Genomic DNA, 19,298 nt, shown 5'->3' with positions numbered 1-19,298 from the left:
ATGAACGGCATCCTGATCATTGCCCACGCGCCGCTCGCCAACGCACTGCGGCAGTGCGCATTGCACGTGTTCCCCGATTGCGGCCCGCTGGTGGCCGCCATCGACGTGCAGCCCAACCTGTCGCCGGACGAGACGCTGGGCGCCGCCAGGATCGCTCTGGACCAGCTGACGCACGTGCCGCAGGTCAAGGGCGTGCTCATTCTCACGGACATCTTCGGCGCCACGCCGAGCAACGTCGCCCAGAAGCTGGTCGACGGCACTCGCACGCGCCTGATCACGGGCGTGAACCTGCCCATGCTGCTGCGCACGGTGAGCTACCGCCACGAGCCGCTGGAAACGCTCGTTTCCCGCGCCATGGTGGGCGGCACGCAGGGCGTCATGCAGGTCGCGCCCGCCGCACCCCAGAACCAGACCCGACGGAACCATGATCAAGACGAACGTGACCATCAGCAATAAGCTGGGCCTTCACGCGCGTGCCTCGGCCAAGCTCACCAAGCTGGCGGGCAGCTACCCCTGCGAGGTGTGGATGGCGCGCGGCGAGCGCCGCGTCAATGCCAAGAGCATCATGGGCGTGATGATGCTGGCCGCGGGCCTTGGGACCGAAGTTACGGTGGAGACGAACGGGGACAAGGAGCAGGAGTGCATGGACGCGCTCCTGGCCCTCATCAACGACAAGTTCGGAGAAGGCGAGTGACCTTCGCCGTCCACGGCATCGCCGTCGCCCGTGGCATCGCCATCGGGCGCGCGGTGCTGATGGCCGCGGGCCGGGCGGACGTCGCGCACTACTTCATCGAACCGGGGCAGGTGGAAGCGGAGATCGACCGCGTGCGCGCGGGCCGCAATGCGGTGGTCGAGGAGATCCACCGCCTGCAGCAGACCATCTCGCAGATGGGCCCGAAAGAGGCGCCGCACGAGCTCGGCGCGCTGCTCGACGTGCACCTGATGCTGCTGCAGGACGAGGAGCTGATCGCCGGCGTCAAGCACTGGATCACCGACCGCCTCTACAACGCCGAATGGGCGCTGACGACGCAGCTGGAAGTGCTGTCGCGCCAGTTCGACGACATGGAGGACGAGTACCTGCGCGAGCGCAAGGCCGACCTCGAGCAGGTGGCCGAACGCATCCTGCGCTACATGAAGGGCGTGCCTTCGCCCGTCGCGCAGCCGCCCGCGCCCAAACGCAAGACGCAGCAGGACCTGCTGCTGGACGACAGCGTCGACGTGCCGCTGGTGCTGATCGCGCACGACCTGTCGCCCGCCGACATGCTGCAGTTCAAGCAGAGCGTGTTCGCCGGTTTCGTCACCGACGTGGGCGGCAAGACGTCGCACACGGCGATCGTCGCGCGCAGCATGGACATCCCGGCCGTCGTGGGCGCGCGCAGCGCGAGCCAGCTCGTGCGGCAGGACGACTGGGTCATCATCGACGGCGACGCCGGCGTGATGATCGTCGACCCGTCGCCGATCATCCTGGCGGAGTACGGCTTCAAGCAGCGGCAGGCGGAGCTGGAGCGCGGGCGCCTCTCGCGCCTGCGGCATACACCGGCCGTCACGCTCGACGGGCAGAAGATCGAGCTGCTGGCCAACATCGAGATGCCGGACGACGCGCCTGCCGCATTGAAGGCAGGTGCCGTGGGCGTGGGTTTGTTCCGCAGCGAGTTCCTCTTCATGGGCCGGCACGGCAACCTGCCGGACGAAGAGGAGCAGTACCTTGCCTATCGCCGTGCGGTGGAGGGGATGGAGGGCTTGCCGGTGACGATCCGCACCGTGGACGTCGGCGCCGACAAGCCGCTCGACGAATCGCGGCGCGACGAGGCGCACCTGAACCCGGCGCTGGGCTTGCGGGCGATCCGCTGGAGCCTGTCGGAGCCCGACATGTTTCGCACGCAGCTGCGCGCGATCCTGCGCGCGGCCGCGCATGGCAAGGTCAACCTGCTGATCCCGATGCTGGCGCACGGCGGCGAGATCCGCCAGACGCTGTCGCTGCTGGACTTCGCGCGTGCGGAGCTGGACAACCGCGGCACGGCGTACGGACCCGTTGACGTGGGCGCCATGATCGAAGTGCCCGCCGCGGCACTGGCCGTGCGCACCTTCCTCAAGTACTTCGACTTCCTGTCGATCGGCACCAACGACCTGATCCAGTACACGCTGGCGATCGACCGCGCGGACGAGTCGGTCGCGCACCTGTACGACCCTTGCCATCCGGCCGTGCTGCGGCTCGTGGCCGACACGATTTCGGAGTGCGTGCGGCAAGGCAAGGGCGTGAGCGTGTGCGGCGAGATGGCCGGCGACACGCAGTTCACGCGGCTGCTGCTCGGGCTCGGCTTGCGCAGCTTCTCGATGCACCCGGCGCAGATCCTCGCGGTGAAGCAGGAAGTGTTGCGCGCCGATTCAACGCGGCTTGCGGAGTGGGCGCAACGCGTGATCGAGTCCGAGGACCCCGCTGCGCTGATGGCCGCTTAACCGGCGCGAGTGCCTGCGACGGCCGCGCCGATGATCAAGGCGGCCGCGAGCCCGATGCTCCAGGTCAGTGGCCGGCCGCTGACGATCATGAGCAGCGTTGTCGAGGCCAGAGGTGTGATGTAGCTCAAGATCCCCACTTGGCGCGGGTCACCAAGCTTGAGCGCCTTGTCCCACAGGAAGAACGCCGCACCCAGCGGACCCAGGCCTGCGATCGCGATGAGCAGCCAATCCTGCGCGCTCAACTGCGCCGAGGGTTCGAGAACCACATGGCAAAGCAGCGAGAGCACGCCGGACACGAGCCCGAACAGCCCGATCGCCGCCGTCGGAAACGCGCCGACGCGCCGAGTCATCAACGAGTACGTCGACCAGATGAAGGCCGCGCCCAATGCGCAGAGATAGCCCCACGACCACCCGCCCGCACCGGTACTCGCACCGCTGCCGAGGATCGCCACCGCAGCGCCCGCGAACCCCGTGAGCCCGGCGACGATGTGCATGGCGCGCAGGTGCATCCCCGGCAGGATCACCGGCGCCAGCAGCACGATCAGCAAGGGCCAGAGATAGTTGACGAGATTCGCCTCAACCGCAGGCGCCGTGCGCAGGCCGACGAACAGCAGGAAGTGATACGCGAAGAGGCCGTACACGCCGAGCGCCAGCGTCTTCGGCGGCACGCGCCACTGCTTCACCAGCGGCCACGCGGGGATGCTGCCGATCACGAGCGCAAGGCCCGTGAGCAGGAAAGGCGGAACGTGCTTGAGCGCAAGCCCGAGCGAAGCGAGCGCAGCCCAGAGCGCGATCGCGCCCAGGGCGTAGAGGTTGGCGCTCAGACCGTGTCGGGCACGCCCGCGGCGTGCGCCTGCTGGTCGGCGTGGTAAGAGCTGCGCACCATCGCACCGACGGCTGCGTGCGTGAAGCCCATCTCCCGCGCCTTCTCCTCGAACATCTTGAACGTGTCCGGGTGCACGTAGCGCCGTACGGGCAGGTGCGACGTGGAAGGCGCGAGGTACTGGCCGATGGTGAGCATCTCGATGTCGTGCTCGCGCATGTCGCGCATCACGTCGAGGATCTCTTCGTCGGTCTCGCCCAGGCCCACCATCAGGCCGCTCTTGGTCGGAACGTTCGGGTGCAGGGCCTTGAACTTCTTCAGCAGGTTGAGCGAGAACTTGTAGTCCGAGCCGGGCCGCGCTTCCTTGTACAGGCGCGGGATCGTCTCGAGGTTGTGGTTCATCACGTCCGGCGGCGCGGCCTTCAGGATTTCCAGCGCGCGGTCGTCGCGGCCGCGGAAGTCGGGCACCAGCACTTCGATGGTCGTGCCGGGCGACAGCTCGCGCGTCCTGCGGATGCATTCGACGAAGTGGCCGGCGCCGCCGTCGCGCAGGTCGTCGCGGTCCACGCTCGTGATCACGACGTACTTGAGCTTGAGCGCCGCGATCGTCTTCGCGAGGTTCTCCGGCTCGTTCACGTCGAGCGGGTCGGGGCGGCCGTGCCCCACGTCGCAGAACGGGCAGCGGCGCGTGCACTTGTCGCCCATGATCATGAACGTGGCCGTGCCCTTGCCGAAGCATTCGCCGATGTTGGGGCAGGACGCCTCCTCGCACACGCTGTGCAGCTTGTGCTCGCGCAGGATCTGCTTGATCTCGTAGAAGCGGCTGCTCGCGCTGCCGGCCTTCACGCGGATCCAGTCCGGCTTCTTCAGCACCTCGCCCTGTTCCACCTTCACCGGGATGCGCGACAGCTTGGCCGCGGCCTTCTGCTTGGCGGTGGCATCGTAGGTATCGACGGATTGCGCGTCGCGCACGACGTTGGTGGAGCTCATGGCGGGTCTCTTCAGGAGGGCAGGAGCGCGCGCAGCTGGTGGCCGAGCACGCCTGCCGCATCATCCCATGTGGTGGAAACCCCGATTGTAGAAAGGTCCACTGTCGAAAGGCTTGCGTACCCGCAAGGATTAATACGTAGAAACGGCTGGAGGTCCATCGCCACGTTGAAGGCGACGCCGTGGTACGTGTAGTGCCTGCTGACCTTGACGCCCAGCGCGGCGATCTTGCCGAGCCCGGCGAACGGGTCCTGCCTCGGCCCGGTGATCGCGGCGTGGGAGAACGGGTTGTCCAGCCGCACATAGATGCCCGGCGCGCCCGCAACCCGATGGCCCGTGACGCCGTAGTGCATCAACGCGCGGATCACGGCCTCTTCGAGCCGGTAGACGTATTCCTTGACGAAGTAACCGGCGCGCCTGAGGTCCATCAGCGGGTAGGCAACCACCTGCCCCGGGCCGTGGTACGTGACCTGGCCGCCGCGATTCGTCTGCACGACGGGGATGTCGCCCGGATTCAACAGGTGCTCGGGCTTGCCGGCCAGCCCCTGCGTGAACACGGGCGGGTGCTCGCAGATCCACAGCTCGTCGGGCGTCGCGTCGGTGCGCTCCTCCGTGAAGGCGCGCATCGCCTCGTACGTGGGCACGTACTCGACCAGGCCGAGGACGCGCGTCTCCAAGCTCAGAGGACGACCTTGACCATCGGGTGCGTGGACAGCGTGCGGTACAGCTCGTCGAGCTGCTCGCGGCTGGTCGCCGTGATGGTGATCGTGATGCCGAGGTAGTTGCCGGCCTTGCTGTCGCGCAGCTCGATGCTGGACGCGTCGAACGCCGGATCGAACTGCTTCGCGATCTGCGTGACGGCGTGGACGAAGCCGTCCACCTTGGCCCCCATCACCTTGATGGGGAACTGGCTCGGGTACTCGATGAGGGATTCTTTGGGCGGGTCGGTGATGTTCATGGCGATGCCTGTTTCGCCCGCTGGTAGCCGGCATACAGTTTGGCGTAGATGGGGCCGGGCCGCCCGTTTCCAACCGGTTTGCCGTCCAGGCGCGTCACGGGCACCACTTCCTTCGTGGCCGACGAAATGAGGATCTCGTCCGCCGCGAACACCTCGTCGCGCGACACGCGCCGCAGCTCGAAGGGGATGCCGGCTTCGGCGCACAGCTGCTCGATCAGCCCGTAGCGGATGCCTTCCAGCACGAGGTTGTCCTTGGGCGAGCCCAGCACCTTGCCGCCCTTCACCACCCAGATGTTCGCCGCAGCGGCCTCCGTGAGGTAGCCGTCGCGGAACAGCACCGTCTCGTTGCCGCCCTGGTCCGCGCTGATCTGCCGCGCGAGCACCGCGCCGGCAAGGCTGATGCTCTTGATGTGGGCCTTGTGCCAGCGGAAGTCCTCCGCCGTGAAGCACTCCACGCCCTGTTCGCGTTCTTCGGGCGAGTAGATGTAGAGCCGGTTGGTCGTCGCGAACACCGTCGGCTGGATGCCCGCCGGGATCACGTGGTCGCGCATCGCCACGCCACGCGTCACCTGCAGGTACACGAGCTGGTCCGTCTGCTGCGGCTTCTTGCCGACGTGCGCCGCATACATCTCGATCAGTTCGCCCACGAGCGAGGCCCACGCCTGGCGGCTCATCGGGTTCTCGATGCGCATCTCGCCGAGGCTGCGTTCGAGGCGCGCCATGTGCTCGGCAAAACGGAAGGGCTTGCCGGCATACGCGGGCACCACCTCGTACACGCCGTCGCCGAAGATGAAGCCGCGATCGAGCACGCTCACCTTCGCGTCGCGCAGGGTGCTGAACTCGCCGTTGAGCCAGCAGGGCAATGCGGGGATGTCGTTCATCCCCGTCATTCTGTCAGCGCCAGAAGATCACTGCAGCGATCGCGAGCCAGCCCAGGCCGAGGTTGACCTTCGCGAGCAGCGCGATCTGCTGGGCTGCCTGCCCGGCCACCGGCCATTGCGCTTGGCCAAGCGCCGCGCGCATGCGGCGCCAGGGCACGAGCCGGATGAACAGGAAGACCAGCATCATCGCGATGCCGAGCGCGGCCATCGCGTGCCAGCCGACCGGTGCGCCCGCCGCCGGCACCTGCAGCAGCAGGCGCACACCCGTGACCAGCAGCACGAGCACGCTGATGTCCACGACGATGAAGAAACGCCGCAGCACGCCGCCGAGGACAGGCAGCCGCTGCGGCGGCTCGAGCGTGCCCAGCGCGGGCCGCAGTGCAAGGATCATGAAGGCCATGCCGCCCATCCAGAAGATCGCCGCGGCAAGGTGCAGGAACAGAAAGAGGTTACGCATCGCTGACGATTGTGCGCGCTTAAGTAAAACTACTTTCACCTCGGCCGCAAGCACCTTGGGTCTGCGACCTCTGGATAAACAGAGGGGGTTTCTACTTATAATGGGCGGCTTTGCAAAATTCCCCGGGGACACAGGTGCGCGGCCAAACACCTAAGAACATACCGCCGCTTCCCGAGGAGGATTGGAAAGAGGAGGAGCCCCCAGTGCAGGCGGTGAGCGCGGAAGCCGCGCGCCGGCTGCGTGAACAGAACCCGCCGGTTTCCCCCTGGTGGGTGGTTGCGGGTCAGGCAGGGGTGGGGCTCGTGGCCGCTTTGCTGGCCTGGGCCTTCACCGGGAAGCAAAACGTCGGGTGGTCCGCCGCATATGGCGCACTGGCCGTGGTCGTCCCCGCGGCGGTGTTCGCGCGAGGGATCTCCAGCCGCGTTTCTTCCCTCAATGCCGCGACAGCCGCAATGGGGTTCCTGGTGTGGGAGATGGTCAAACTGGGCTTGACGGTCGCCATGTTGCTGGCGGCGCCAAGCCTGGTGGCGGGGCTGAGCTGGCCGGCATTGCTGGTGGGCCTGGTCCTCGCGATGAAGGTTTATTGGGTGGCGCTGGCCTTCAAGCCGCGCCCGAAACGAACAGAAGGCTGAAGAGAAACATGGCTGCCGAAGCTGCTGCACAAGGCCAGACCGCGGGTGAATACATCCTTCACCACTTGACGTTCTGGCAGAACCACCCGCCCAAGGCCGTCGCCGATTTTTCCGTCTTCAATTTCGACTCGCTCTTCTACGGCATCTTGCTGGGCGTGCTGACCTGCTTCGTCCTCTGGAGCGCCGCTCGCAAGGCGACGTCGGGCGTGCCGGGCCGCTTCCAGGCCGCGGTGGAAATCCTCGTCGAGATGGTCGACAGCCAGGCCAAGGCCATCGTGCACAACGCGCAGAGCCGCAAGTTCATCGCGCCGCTGGCGCTGACCGTGTTCGTCTGGATCTTCCTGATGAACGCGATGGACCTGCTGCCGGTCGACCTGCTGCCCGCCATCTGGGCCCAGATCTACGGCGCCGCCGGCCACGACCCGCACCACGCGTACATGCGCGTCGTGCCCACCGCCGACCTGTCGATGACGATGGGCCTGTCGGTTTCCGTGCTGCTGCTGTGCCTGTACTACAACGTCAAGATCAAGGGCGCGGGCGGCTGGCTGCACGAGATGGTGACGGCGCCCTTCGGCGCGCACCCCATCCTGTGGCCGTTCAACTTCGCCTTCCAGATCATCGAGTTCATCGCCAAGACGGTTTCGCACGGCATGCGACTGTTCGGCAACATGTACGCCGGCGAGCTGATCTTCCTGCTGATCGCCCTCATGGGCGGCGCGTGGGGGTCGCTGGGCATCGGCGGCTCCGTGGCGCTGGCCATCGGCCACATCATCGCGGGCTTCGCCTGGGCCGTGTTCCACATCCTGATCATCACGCTGCAGGCGTTCGTGTTCATGATGCTGGCGCTCGTGTACCTCGGCCAGGCGCACGACCATCACTAAAACGCTTTTCTTTTCACTTCAACCCCCAGTCCCCTTAGGAGAACATCAAATGCAAGCGCAAGTCATCGCTTTCGTCGCCCTGGCCGCCGGCCTGATCATCGGCCTCGGCGCCATCGGTGCCTGTATCGGTATCGGCGTGATGGGCAGCAAGTACCTCGAGTCCGCCGCTCGCCAGCCCGAGCTGATGAACGAACTGCAGACCAAGATGTTCCTGCTGGCCGGCCTGATCGACGCGGCCTTCATCATCGGCACGGGTATCGCGCTGTGGTTCGCCACCGCCAACCCGTTCCTGGGCCAGCTGCCGAAGTAATCGTTTCCCATCCTTCCAACCCATTCCCGGGCGGTTCGCGCGCGGGAGCAAGGATGACCAAGTGAGCATCACCGGTACCCTCATCGTCCAGATGATCGTGTTCCTACTGCTGGTAGCGTTCACGATGAAATTCGTGTGGCCGCCGATCGCCGCCGCGCTCGACGAGCGCGCGAAGAAGATCGCCGAGGGCCTGGCCGCCGCCGACAAGGCGAAGGCCGAGCTCGCGGACGCGGACAAGCGCGTCGAGCAGGAGCTCGCGAAGTCGCGCGCCGACACGGCGCAGATGCTCGCGGACGCCGAACGCCGCGCGCAGACCATCGTCGAGGAAGCCAAGGCGCGCGCCACCGAGGAAGGCAACAAGATCGTTGCCGCCGCGAGGGCCGAGGCCGAGCAGCAGACCGTCAAGGCGCGCGAAGCCCTGCGTGAGCAGGTGGCGGCGCTTGCCGTCAAGGGCGCGGAGCAGATCCTCAAGCGCGAGGTGAACGCCAGCGTGCACGCCGAGCTGCTCAATCGCCTGCAGACCGAGCTGTAAAGGGACACGAGCATGGCCGAACTCGCCACCATCGCCCGCCCGTACGCCGAGGCGCTGTTCAAGTCGTCGAAGAACGATTTGAATGGCACGTCGCAGTGGCTGGACGCGCTGGCCGCCGTGGCCGGCAACGCGCAGCTGCTGCAGTTCGCGGACAACCCGAAGGTCACCGCGCAGCAGGTCTACGACGTCGTCGCCGACGTGGCGCGCGCCAACCTGCCGGAGTCCGGCAAGAACTTCCTGCGCACCGTGATCGAGAACGGCCGCCTCGCGGCGCTGCCGGAGATCGCGCACCAGTTCCGCGAGATGAAGAACTCGCAAAGCGGCTCGTCGGACGCCATCGTCTACAGCGCCTTCCCGATCCCCGAATTCGAACTGGGGCGGGTGTCGGTGGCGCTGGAGAAGCGTTTCGGCCGCAAGCTGAACCTCACGGTGCAGGAAGATCCGTCCCTCATCGGCGGCATCCGGGTGGTGGTCGGCGACGAGGTGCTGGACACCTCCGTCAAGGCCCGCCTCGAACAAATGAAAGTCGCGCTGACGGCGTAAGCCGGAGGCAGCACAGAAGGAAAGGAAAGAGTCATGCAACTCAATCCCGCAGAAATCTCCGAACTGATCAAGAGCCGCATCGAAGGCCTCGCGGCCAGCGCCGACATCCGCAACCAGGGCACCGTCATCTCCGTGACGGACGGCATCGTCCGCATCCACGGCCTGAGCGACGCGATGGCCGGCGAAATGCTGGAGTTCCCGCCCACCAAGGACGGCTCGCCCACGTTCGGCCTCGCGCTGAACCTGGAGCGCGACTCCGTCGGCGCCGTTATCCTGGGCGAGTACGAGCACATCTCCGAAGGCGACACCGTCAAGTGCACGGGCCGCATTCTCGAAGTGCCCGTCGGCCCCGAGCTGATCGGCCGCGTGGTGAACGCGCTGGGCCAGCCCATCGACGGCAAGGGCCCGGTCAACGCCAAGATGACGGACGTGATCGAGAAGGTCGCGCCGGGTGTGATCGCGCGTAAATCGGTGGACCAGCCGGTGCAGACCGGCCTGAAGTCGATCGACTCCATGGTGCCGATCGGCCGTGGCCAGCGCGAGCTGATCATCGGCGACCGCCAGACCGGCAAGTCGGCGGTTGCGGTCGACACGATCATCAACCAGAAGGGTCAGAACATGACCTGCGTGTACGTCGCCATCGGCCAGAAGGCGTCGACCATCAAGAACATCGTTCGCGCCCTCGAGCAGAACGGTGCGATGGAGTACACGATCGTGGTGGCGGCGTCCGCTTCCGAATCTGCGGCCATGCAGTACGTGTCCGCGTACGCCGGCTGCACGATGGGCGAGTACTTCCGCGACCGCGGCCAGGACGCGCTGATCATCTATGACGACCTGTCCAAGCAGGCCGTTGCGTACCGCCAGGTCTCGCTGCTGCTGCGCCGCCCGCCGGGCCGCGAAGCCTACCCCGGCGACGTGTTCTATCTCCACAGCCGCCTGCTCGAGCGCGCCGCGCGCGTGAACGCCGACTACGTGGAAGCGTTCACCAAGGGCGAAGTCAAGGGCAAGACCGGCTCGCTGACCGCGCTTCCCATCATCGAAACGCAGGCCGGCGACGTGTCCGCGTTCGTGCCGACCAACGTGATCTCGATCACGGACGGCCAGATCTTCCTGGAAACCGCGCTGTTCAACGCCGGCATCCGCCCCGCCATCAACGCCGGTATCTCGGTGTCGCGCGTGGGTGGTGCGGCGCAGACGAAGCTGATCAAGGGCCTGTCCGGCGGTATCCGTACCGACCTCGCGCAGTACCGCGAGCTGGCCGCGTTCGCGCAGTTCGCCTCCGACCTCGACGCCGCCACGCGCAAGCAGCTGGACCGCGGCGCGCGCGTGACGGAACTGCTCAAGCAGCCGCAGTACAGCCCGCTGCCCATCTCGCTGATGGCCGCTTCGCTGTTCGCGGTGAACAAGGGCTACTTCGACGACATCGACGTCAAGAAGGTGCTCGCGTTCGAACACGGCCTGCACGCCTACCTGAAGGACAAGGCCGCCGCGCTGCTGAACAAGCTCGAGACGAACAAGGCGATGGACAAGGACGCCGAGGGCGAACTCGTCGCCGCGATCGAAGCGTTCAAGAAGACGTTCGCTTAAGGGGCCGACATGGCTGCAGGCAAGGAAATCCGGACGAAGATCAAATCGGTGGAGAACACCAAGAAGATCACCAAGGCCATGGAAATGGTCGCGGCGTCCAAGATGCGCAAGGCGCAGGACCGCATGCGCGCGGCCCGGCCCTACAGCGACAAGGTGCGCAACATCGCCGCCAACCTGGGCAAGGCCAACCCCGAGTACACGCACGCCTTCATGAAGACGAACGACGCCAAGGCGGTCGGCTTCATCGTGGTGACGACGGACAAGGGGCTGTGCGGCGGCCTGAACACCAACATCCTGCGCGCGGTGACCGCGAAGATCCGCGAGCTGCAGGGGCAGGGCGTCGACGTGCAGACGGTGGCGATAGGCAACAAGGGCCTCGGCTTCCTCAACCGCATCGGCGCGAAGGTCGTGTCGCATGCGGTGCAGCTGGGCGACACGCCGCACCTGGACCGCCTCATCGGGCCGGTGAAGGTGCTGCTGGACCAGTACGCCGAGGGCAAGCTGTCCGCCGTGTACCTGTGCTACACGAACTTCATCAACACGATGCGCCAGGAGCCGGTCATCCAGACCCTGCTGCCCCTGTCCGCCGCGAAGATGCAGGAAGAGACCAAGGCCAGCGGCGAGCACGGCTGGGACTACATCTACGAGCCCGACGCGCCCACGGTCATCGACGACCTGCTGGTGCGTTACGTCGAGGCGCTGGTGTACCAGGCGGTCGCCGAGAACATGGCGTCCGAGCAGTCCGCGCGCATGGTGGCCATGAAGGCCGCCACCGACAACGCGGGCAACCTCATCGGCGAACTCAAGCTGGTCTACAACAAGACGCGCCAGGCGGCGATCACGAAAGAGCTTTCGGAGATCGTGTCTGGGGCCGCCGCCGTCTAACGGCGGCTCCGAATACCCGGTTTAATTTACGGAGCAACAAATGGCTCAAGTTCAAGGCAAGATCGTTCAGTGCATCGGCGCCGTGGTCGACGTCGAGTTCCCGCGCGAGGCGATGCCGCGCGTGTACGACGCGCTGAAGATGGAAGGCACGGCCCTCACGCTGGAAGTGCAGCAGCAGCTGGGTGACGGCATCGTGCGCACGATCGCGCTGGGCTCGTCCGACGGCCTGCGCCGCGGCTCGATGGTCTACAACACCGGCGCACCGATCACGGTGCCCGTCGGCAAGGCCACCCTCGGCCGCATCATGGACGTGCTGGGCAACCCGATCGACGAGCGCGGCCCCGTGGACCAGGCCCTGACGGCCGCCATCCACCGCAGGGCCCCCGCGTACGACGAGCTGTCGCCCTCGCAGGAGCTGCTCGAGACGGGTATCAAGGTTATCGACCTGATCTGCCCGTTCGCCAAGGGCGGCAAGGTGGGCCTGTTCGGCGGCGCCGGCGTGGGCAAGACCGTGAACATGATGGAACTCATCAACAACATCGCCAAGGCGCACTCGGGCCTGTCGGTGTTCGCCGGCGTAGGTGAGCGCACCCGCGAGGGCAACGACTTCTATCACGAGATGGCCGACTCCGGCGTCGTGAAGCTGGACAACCTGGCCGAATCGAAAGTGGCCATGGTGTACGGCCAGATGAACGAGCCCCCGGGCAACCGCCTGCGCGTGGCGCTGACGGGCCTGACGATTGCCGAGTCCTTCCGCGACGAAGGCCGCGACGTGCTGTTCTTCGTGGACAACATCTACCGCTACACGCTGGCCGGCACGGAAGTGTCCGCGCTGCTGGGCCGCATGCCTTCCGCCGTGGGCTACCAGCCGACGCTGGCCGAAGAAATGGGCCGCCTGCAGGAGCGCATCACGTCCACCAAGGTCGGCTCGATCACGTCGATCCAGGCCGTGTACGTGCCCGCGGACGACCTGACCGACCCGTCCCCCGCGACGACGTTCGCCCACCTGGACGCCACGGTGGTGCTGTCGCGTGACATCGCGGCGCTGGGCATCTACCCCGCCGTGGACCCGCTCGACTCCACGTCGCGCCAGGTCGACCCCAACGTCGTGGGCGAAGACCACTACACGACGACGCGTTCCGTGCAGGCCACCCTGCAGCGCTACAAGGAACTGCGCGACATCATCGCGATCCTGGGCATGGACGAACTGTCCCCCGAGGACAAGCTGGCCGTGGCCCGCGCGCGCAAGATCCAGCGTTTCCTGTCGCAGCCCTTCCACGTGGCCGAGGTGTTCACGGGCTCGCCCGGCAAGTACGTGCCGCTGTCCGAAACCATCCGCGGCTTCAAGATGATCGTGGCCGGCGAGTGCGACCACCTGCCCGAGCAGGCGTTCTACATGGTCGGCACCATCGACGAGGCCTTCGAGAAGGCCAAGAAGCTGGCGGCCTGAGCCATGGTGGATTCGACCCACACCATCCACGTCGACGTGGTGAGTGCCGAGGAGTCGATCTTCTCGGGCGAGGCGCGTTTCGTCGCGCTGCCCGGCGAGGCCGGCGAGCTCGGCATCTACCCGCGCCACACCCCGCTGATCACGCGCGTGAAGCCCGGCTCGGTGCGCATCGAGAAGGCCGACGGCAACGAGGAGTTCATCTTCGTGGCCGGCGGCATCCTCGAGGTGCAACCCAACCGCGTCACCGTGCTGTCCGACACCGCCATCCGCGGCAAGGACCTCGACGAGCAGAAGGCCGCCGAGGCCCGCCGGCAAGCCGAGGAAGCGCTGAAGAACGCCAAGAGCGAAGTGGACGTCGCCCGCATCCAGTCGGAGCTGGCCATCATGGCGGCCGAGCTGGCCGCCGCCCGCAAGTACCTGAATAAGAAATAAGCGTCAAAAGAACCGACGCGCTCCCAGCCCCGTTCGAAAGAACGGGGCTTTTTTGTCTTTTGGCGCCACAATGGCCCAGCAAGCAGTTCTGGAGACAAGCGTGACCTCACTTCGCATCCTGCCGCTGGCCCTCGCGCTCGCGTGCGGCCCGGCGTTCGCCGACATCGTCATCGGCCAGTCCGCGCCCCTCACGGGCGGCAACGCGGAACTCGGCAACGACATCCGCAACGGGGCCCTCGCGTACTTCAAGAAGGTGAACGACGCCGGCGGCATCGGCGGCGTGAAGATCAAGCTCGTCACGCTCGACGACAAGAACGACACGAAAGCGTCCGCCGCCAACACCGAGAAGCTGTTGAAGGACGAGAACGCGGTGGCCCTCTTCGGCTACGCGTCCTCCACGTTGAGCATTCCCGCGATGCCCGCGGTGGCCGAGGCCAAGGTGCCGTTCTTCGCGCCGTTCACCGGCGCCGACACCATCCGCAAGCAGAACGAGTTCGTCTACACGATCCGCGCGACCTACGCGGACGAGATCGAGAAGATCGTCAACTTCTGGGGCAGCCTGGGCAACACGCGCATCACGGTGCTGCACTACGACGACCCCGTCGGCAAGCAGAACTTCGACACCGTGGCCGAGGGCCTGAAGAAGTTCGGCAAGGCGCCCGTGTCCGTGTCGATCAAGCGCAACGCGCCGGTGAGCGACGCCAACATCAAGGCGGTGGTCGACTCGGACCCCAACGTGCTCGTCGTGACGACGCTCTACGCGCCTGCGGCCGAGCTGATCAAGAAGCTCAAGGCGGGCGGCAAGCAGTACATGACGACCAGCCTCTCGTTCGCGGGTGCGAGCCAGCTGGCGAAGGCCCTCGGCTCCGACGCCAACGGTGTGTCGGTGTCGATCACCGTGCCCACTCCGGGACGGCAAAGCGTGCCGGTGGTGAAGGAGTGCAACGACGCGTGGAACGCCTCGGGCCAGAAGGAAGCGATGTCGGTGACGGCGCTCGAGTCGTGCATCGCGGCCAAGGTGCTGGTCGAAGGCATGAAGCGCAGCGGCGGCCCGGTCACGCGCGCGTCGCTGCACAAGTCGCTGTCGGCGCTCGGCCGCTACGACACCGGCGGCTACGTCGTCGACTTCAAGCCGAACTTCCGCCATGGCGGCAGCTATGTGTCGATGGCCCTGCTGCGCCCGAACGGCGAAGTGAAAGACTAGCCCAGGACCGGTTCGTCCGGCAGCTCGTTCGTGTCCGCCTCGCCCGGCGCGAGCGGGAAGTGTTGCACGAGCAGCGCCGAGACCTCGGCCAGTGCTTCGGTGAGGCCATCCTCGAAGCGGCCGTCGCGGAAGGCGCCGCCCATTCTCGCGACGATCTCCCGCCACTCCTGCGGCGTCACCTTTCTGTTCAGGCCGCGGTCGGCCACGACCTCGATCGCGCGCTCGGCCAGCAGCAGGTAGATCAGCACGCCGTTGTTGTGCTCGGTGTCCCACACGCGCAGCTTGCCGAACATCGTCACCGCGCGGTCGCGCGCCGTGGCGCCGCGCAGGATGTAGCTGGTGGGCAGGCCGGCTTCGACGCAGATGCGCACCTCGCCGCTGTGGCGCTTTTCGCTCGCCGCCACGCGCTGCGCGAGGCGCTTGACCATGTCGGGCGGGATGGCGCGGCGCGTGTCGGTCTCGTCCAGCCAGCGGTGCTTGAAGAGGCGCTTGAGCGTGGCCAGCATCACCAGTCTCCCGAGGCGCCGCCGCCACCAAAATCGCCACCGCCGCCCGAGCTGAAGCCGCCGCCGTCGCTGCCGCCGCTGCTCCAGCCGCCGCCCCCACCGCCGCCGCCCCAGCTCCCGGTGCTGATCCACGGCCCGCTGCGCGAGTAGCCGCGGCGGGGCCCCGCCGAGCCGAGCCCGCCGGACATCAGCGCGACGATGAAGCCGATGAATGCCGCGATCACGGCCATGAAAATGCTGGACGTGAAGACCATCGCGAGGCCGCCCGCGCCCGCGCTCGTGATCACCGGGCCCAGCTTGCCGAAGATGCCGCGCAGCACCTTGCTCGCGATCGGCACGACGAGGAACAGGAAGATCGCGATGTCGAACCAGTCGAAGCCCGCGTCGACGCTGCCGGTGCCCTTGCGTTGCGGCTGCGCCGGCGGCGCGGGCAGCGCCTCACCGTTGATGCGCGCGGCAATGGAATCGGCCGCGGCCTGCAGCCCGCCGGCGAAGTCGTTGTTGCGAAATCGCGGGGTGATCTGCTCGTCGATGATCTGCTTGGCGACGACATCGGGGATCGCGCCCTCGAGCGTCTTGGCCACCTGCAGGTTGACCTTGCGGTCGTTCTTGGCGACGACGAGCAGCACGCCGTCGCCCACGCCCTTGCGGCCGATCTTCCACTGGTTGGCCACGCGGTTCGCGTAGCTGAACGCGTCTTCCGGCTGCACCGTAGGCACGATCAGGAAGACGACCTGCGAGCCCTTGGCCTTTTCGAGCGCGGCAAGCTTGTCGTCGAGGCCCTTGCGCTGGATGTCGTCGAGCGTGCCCGTCTGGTCGATGACGCGGGCCGTCAGCTCGGGGACGGGCTGAAGGTTCTGTGCGAATGCTGCGCTCGCGAAGGCCGTCGCCAGGAAGACGATGACCGCCGCGAGCAGGCGCATGTCGGCGTTATCGCGAGGCTGCGGGGGACGCTGGTGCCGCCGGTGCAGGCGCAGCCGGTGCCGCTGCCTTGCCGAAATCCACCGTGGGCGGCGCGGAAATCTGCGCCTCGTTCTGCACCGTGAAGTTCGGCTTCGGCTCGTAGTGGAACACCATCGCCGTGAGGTTGGTGGGGAACTGCCGCGCGAGCACGTTGTACTCCTGCACCGCCTGGATGTAGCGGTTGCGGGCCACGGTGATGCGGTTTTCCGTGCCTTCCAGCTGCGCCTGCAGGCCGCGGAACGCCTGGTTGGCCTTCAGGTCGGGATAGCGCTCGCTGACCACCATCAGCCGCGACAGCGCGCTCGAGAGCTCGCCCTGCGCCTGCTGGAATTTCTGGAACGCGGCCGGGTCGTTGAGCGTCGCCGGCGACACCTGCATCGACGTGGCCTTGGCGCGCGCTTCCACCACCTTGGTCAGCGTGTCCTGCTCGAAACCCGCCTCGCCCTTGACGGTGGCGACGAGGTTGGGGATCAGGTCGGCGCGCCGCTGGTACTGGTTGAGCACCTCGCTCCAGGCCGACTTGGTGGCTTCGTCGAGCCGCTGGAAGTCGTTGTAGCCGCAGCCGGTGAGCGACAGGGCGGCAGCGAGGATGAGCAGCCATCTTTTCATCGAGGTGTCCCTTTCGAGGATGTGGGCAACGGTAGCATAGATGGGATGGAGATCCCGCCGGTTCAAGGGCCGAAACCCAGGCTCGTGATCGCCGGCGCGACGGGCGTGCTGGGCCACGAGGTGCTGCGCGAGCTGGCCGGTTCCATGCGCTTCTCGCAAGTGCAGGTGCTGTCACGCGAACCCATCCGCGCCGGGCTGCGCGGCATGGCGACGTGGCAGGTGCCATCCGGCGACCCGGCAGACTGGCCGCCGTTCGCGGCCGACGTCGCCATCGTGCTGTTCGATCCGCCGCGAATGTTCTTCGAACGCGAACGCGCGCTGTGGACGCCGGCGCCCGGGCAACTGCCGGCGCTCGCCGCCTGGCTGCACGCGAGCGGTGTGCGCACCGTCGCCATCGTGATGCCGCACCAGCAGGGCCGCCTGCCCGAAGCGCTCAAGCGCGGGCTGGCCAACCTCGACGAGCACGCGGTCGCCCGGCTCGGTTTCGACCGGGTGCTCATCCTGCGCACGGCCAGCAAGCCCGGCGATGCGTCGCCCACGAACCCGTTGGCGCGCATAGCCCGCTTCATGCTGTCGGTCTTCAAGTACATGGTGCCCACCAGCGAGCAGCCCGTGCGCGCCGGTTGCGCAGTTGCTGGCGCTGGCGCTGCAGATCGCGCCGCGCGGCATCCACGTCGCCGCGCCGGAAACAGTCTGGCGGGCGTCACAAGCAGGACGGCTTGGGCCGGAGGCCCAGGCCTGGCTGCGACCGCAGGCAGAATAAAGCCGATGCGCAAGTCGAAGCTCCAGGCCGCCAACCTCGAAGGCAACGCCGACGACGTCGAGGCGGCGTTCTACGACGCGCTGCAGAACGCCGACATCGAGAAGCTGATGGCCTGCTGGGCCGACGAGGACGACATCGTCTGCATCCACCCCGGCGGGCCGCGCGTGGTGGGCGCCGTCGCCATCCGTGCGACCTTCGAGGCGATGTTCGCCAACGGCAGCATCCGCGCGTGGCCGCAGCAGGTCCGCAAGACGGTTTCGGTGGCCAGCGCCGTGCACAACCTGCTGGAGAAAGTGGAAGTGCTCACCCCCGAAGGCCCGCGCCACGCGTGGGTGATCGCCACCAACGTGTACCACCGCACCGCGCAGGGCTGGCGGCTGGTGGCGCACCATGCCAGCCCGGGCACCGCCAGCGAGATCCAGGAAGTGTCCGGCACGCCTTCCGTCCTGCATTGATCGACTACCGGGCTCCCCGCTGGTTGCCGGGCGGCAACCTCCAGACCATCTGGCCGGCGCTTTACGGGCGTCGCCATGACGGCGACCCGCCTTCATACCGGCGCGAACGCTGGTCCACGCCCGACGGCGACTTCATCGACCTGGACTGGCTGGCCACGCCCCCGACCACGAACGTCCTGCTCGTCCTCTTCCACGGCCTCGAAGGCTCGTCCCGCAGCCACTACGCCGAAGCGTTCGCTGACTTCGCGCGCAGTCGAGGCGCAGCCTTCGTCGTCCCGCACTTCCGCGGCTGCAGCGGCGAGCTCAACGCCGGGCCGCGCGCCTACCATTCGGGTGACCACGAGGAGATCGCGTGGATCCTGCAGCGCCTGCGGGAGCGGCACACCGGGCCGTTGGCGGCGGTCGGCGTCTCGCTCGGCGGCAACGCCCTGATGCGCTGGGCGGGCGAGTGGGAGTCGCGCGCCGCGACGCTGGCGGACGCGGTGGCTTCGGTCTGCTCGCCGCTCGACCTCGCCGCGGGCGGGCGCGCCATCGGCCAGGGCTTCAACCGGCTGGTCTACACGACCATGTTCCTGCGCTCGATGAAACCCAAGGCGCTGCTCAAGCTGGCGCAGCACCCGGGCCTGTTCGACCGCGAGGCACTGCTCGCCGCGCGCGACCTCTACGAGTTCGACAACATCTTCACCGCGCCGCTGCACGGCTTCCGCGACACGGACGACTACTGGCGGCGCGCTTCGGCCAAGCCGCACCTGCACCGCATTTGCATCCCGGCGCTGGCCGTCAATGCCCGCAACGACCCCTTCGTGCCCGCGGCGAGCTTGCCCCTGCCGGCGGAAGTGGGCGCCAGCGTCACGCTCTGGCAGCCGCAGCAGGGCGGGCACGTCGGCTTCCCGTCCGGCCCCTGGCCCACCGACGTGCGCGTGATGCCGCGAGCGGTCGGCGAGTGGCTGCTCGACCGGCTTCCCGTCAGCTGAGCCGTCGCG

At 67.3% G+C, this 19,298-nt stretch carries 24 protein-coding genes; 15 read left to right on the top strand and 9 right to left on the bottom strand.

The window, feature by feature from the left end; genetic code table 11:
- From H8R02_RS03170 to ptsP, 3 genes are read left to right on the top strand one after another with little or no spacing between them, the layout of a single operon-like run.
- A complete protein-coding gene (locus H8R02_RS03170) occupies positions 1-456 on the top strand; it encodes a PTS sugar transporter subunit IIA (protein ID WP_187079881.1) in 456 nt (151 codons plus the stop codon).
- Positions 425-694 (top strand): HPr family phosphocarrier protein, encoded by a 270-nt coding sequence (locus tag H8R02_RS03165; protein WP_187079880.1) that lies wholly within the window; start codon positions 425-427, stop codon positions 692-694. Before H8R02_RS03170 ends, H8R02_RS03165 begins: the two co-directional genes overlap by 32 nt.
- Entirely contained in the window at positions 691-2,457 is a 1,767-nt protein-coding gene (gene ptsP, locus H8R02_RS03160; protein ID WP_187079879.1) for a phosphoenolpyruvate--protein phosphotransferase, read from the top strand. The genes H8R02_RS03165 and ptsP overlap by 4 nt, the downstream gene beginning before the upstream one ends.
- Here the strand turns inward: ptsP and H8R02_RS03155 are convergent.
- The 6 genes from H8R02_RS03155 to H8R02_RS03130 are packed head-to-tail and all read right to left on the bottom strand — an operon-like array spanning position 2,454 to position 6,563.
- The gene (locus H8R02_RS03155; protein WP_187080586.1) at positions 2,454-3,281 is read right to left on the bottom strand and encodes a DMT family transporter; all 828 of its coding nucleotides are present in this window, start codon (positions 3,279-3,281) and stop codon (positions 2,454-2,456) included. The genes ptsP and H8R02_RS03155 overlap by 4 nt on opposite strands.
- Positions 3,278-4,270 (bottom strand): lipoyl synthase, encoded by a 993-nt coding sequence (gene lipA, locus H8R02_RS03150; RefSeq protein WP_187079878.1) that lies wholly within the window; start codon positions 4,268-4,270, stop codon positions 3,278-3,280. Before lipA ends, H8R02_RS03155 begins: the two co-directional genes overlap by 4 nt.
- A gap of 11 nt (positions 4,271-4,281) precedes the next feature.
- Entirely contained in the window at positions 4,282-4,893 is a 612-nt protein-coding gene (gene lipB, locus H8R02_RS03145) for a lipoyl(octanoyl) transferase LipB (protein WP_435531259.1), read from the bottom strand.
- Positions 4,894-4,946: 53 nt separating this feature from the next.
- The gene (locus H8R02_RS03140; protein ID WP_187079877.1) at positions 4,947-5,225 is read right to left on the bottom strand and encodes a YbeD family protein; all 279 of its coding nucleotides are present in this window, start codon (positions 5,223-5,225) and stop codon (positions 4,947-4,949) included.
- Entirely contained in the window at positions 5,222-6,106 is an 885-nt protein-coding gene (locus tag H8R02_RS03135; protein ID WP_435531252.1) for a D-amino acid aminotransferase, read from the bottom strand. Before H8R02_RS03135 ends, H8R02_RS03140 begins: the two co-directional genes overlap by 4 nt.
- Before the next feature lie 13 nt (positions 6,107-6,119).
- A complete protein-coding gene (locus H8R02_RS03130) occupies positions 6,120-6,563 on the bottom strand; it encodes a CopD family protein (RefSeq protein ID WP_187079875.1) in 444 nt (147 codons plus the stop codon).
- Positions 6,564-6,766: 203 nt separating this feature from the next.
- Between H8R02_RS03130 and H8R02_RS03125 the strand changes: the two genes are divergently transcribed.
- From H8R02_RS03125 to H8R02_RS03080, 10 genes are all read left to right on the top strand, one after another.
- Entirely contained in the window at positions 6,767-7,195 is a 429-nt protein-coding gene (locus H8R02_RS03125; protein ID WP_354004860.1) for an ATP synthase subunit I, read from the top strand.
- A gap of 8 nt (positions 7,196-7,203) precedes the next feature.
- Positions 7,204-8,076, top strand: coding sequence for a F0F1 ATP synthase subunit A (atpB, locus tag H8R02_RS03120; protein WP_187079874.1), 873 nt, complete (start codon positions 7,204-7,206; stop codon positions 8,074-8,076).
- Between the two features lie 49 nt (positions 8,077-8,125).
- Entirely contained in the window at positions 8,126-8,386 is a 261-nt protein-coding gene (gene atpE / locus H8R02_RS03115; protein ID WP_187079873.1) for a F0F1 ATP synthase subunit C, read from the top strand.
- 61 nt (positions 8,387-8,447) lie between these two features.
- Complete coding sequence (locus tag H8R02_RS03110; protein WP_187079872.1) at positions 8,448-8,918, top strand: F0F1 ATP synthase subunit B; 471 nt, start codon at positions 8,448-8,450, stop codon at positions 8,916-8,918.
- Between the two features lie 12 nt (positions 8,919-8,930).
- On the top strand, positions 8,931-9,461 hold the full coding sequence (locus tag H8R02_RS03105) for a F0F1 ATP synthase subunit delta (protein WP_187079871.1): 531 nt from the start codon (positions 8,931-8,933) through the stop codon (positions 9,459-9,461).
- A gap of 33 nt (positions 9,462-9,494) precedes the next feature.
- Complete coding sequence (gene atpA / locus H8R02_RS03100) at positions 9,495-11,048, top strand: F0F1 ATP synthase subunit alpha (RefSeq protein ID WP_187079870.1); 1,554 nt, start codon at positions 9,495-9,497, stop codon at positions 11,046-11,048.
- Positions 11,049-11,057: 9 nt separating this feature from the next.
- Positions 11,058-11,933: a F0F1 ATP synthase subunit gamma gene (gene atpG, locus H8R02_RS03095; RefSeq protein WP_187079869.1), complete on the top strand. Its 876-nt coding sequence runs from the start codon at positions 11,058-11,060 to the stop codon at positions 11,931-11,933.
- Positions 11,934-11,973: 40 nt separating this feature from the next.
- Entirely contained in the window at positions 11,974-13,383 is a 1,410-nt protein-coding gene (gene atpD / locus H8R02_RS03090) for a F0F1 ATP synthase subunit beta (RefSeq protein ID WP_187079868.1), read from the top strand.
- 3 nt (positions 13,384-13,386) lie between these two features.
- Positions 13,387-13,815 (top strand): F0F1 ATP synthase subunit epsilon, encoded by a 429-nt coding sequence (locus H8R02_RS03085; protein ID WP_187079867.1) that lies wholly within the window; start codon positions 13,387-13,389, stop codon positions 13,813-13,815.
- Positions 13,816-13,915: 100 nt separating this feature from the next.
- A complete protein-coding gene (locus H8R02_RS03080; protein ID WP_187079866.1) occupies positions 13,916-15,019 on the top strand; it encodes an ABC transporter substrate-binding protein in 1,104 nt (367 codons plus the stop codon).
- On the opposite strand, the gene H8R02_RS03075 is transcribed toward H8R02_RS03080, so the two are convergent.
- From H8R02_RS03075 to H8R02_RS03065, 3 genes are read right to left on the bottom strand one after another with little or no spacing between them, the layout of a single operon-like run.
- Positions 15,016-15,525 carry a TPM domain-containing protein gene (locus H8R02_RS03075; protein ID WP_187079865.1) on the bottom strand — a complete coding sequence of 170 codons (510 nt, stop codon included), beginning with the start codon at positions 15,523-15,525 and terminating at the stop codon, positions 15,016-15,018. The genes H8R02_RS03080 and H8R02_RS03075 overlap by 4 nt on opposite strands.
- Entirely contained in the window at positions 15,525-16,448 is a 924-nt protein-coding gene (locus H8R02_RS03070) for a TPM domain-containing protein (protein ID WP_187079864.1), read from the bottom strand. The genes H8R02_RS03075 and H8R02_RS03070 overlap by 1 nt, the downstream gene beginning before the upstream one ends.
- Before the next feature lie 7 nt (positions 16,449-16,455).
- A complete protein-coding gene (locus H8R02_RS03065) occupies positions 16,456-17,097 on the bottom strand; it encodes a LemA family protein (RefSeq protein WP_187079863.1) in 642 nt (213 codons plus the stop codon).
- A 768-nt stretch (positions 17,098-17,865) separates the two neighbouring features.
- Between H8R02_RS03065 and H8R02_RS03060 the strand changes: the two genes are divergently transcribed.
- Together H8R02_RS03060 and H8R02_RS03055 are read left to right on the top strand one after the other, a co-directional pair.
- Positions 17,866-18,315 (top strand): YybH family protein, encoded by a 450-nt coding sequence (locus H8R02_RS03060; protein ID WP_187080582.1) that lies wholly within the window; start codon positions 17,866-17,868, stop codon positions 18,313-18,315.
- Positions 18,315-19,289, top strand: coding sequence for a YheT family hydrolase (locus H8R02_RS03055; RefSeq protein WP_187080583.1), 975 nt, complete (start codon positions 18,315-18,317; stop codon positions 19,287-19,289). Before H8R02_RS03060 ends, H8R02_RS03055 begins: the two co-directional genes overlap by 1 nt.
- Positions 19,290-19,298: the final 9 nt, after the last annotated feature.

Source organism: Ramlibacter albus (genome assembly GCF_014297445.1).
GTDB classification, from domain to species: Bacteria; Pseudomonadota; Gammaproteobacteria; order Burkholderiales; family Burkholderiaceae_C; genus Ramlibacter; species Ramlibacter albus.
The sequence above is the reverse complement of the archived record's forward strand: the minus strand, read 5'-3'. Positions and strand labels throughout refer to the sequence as shown.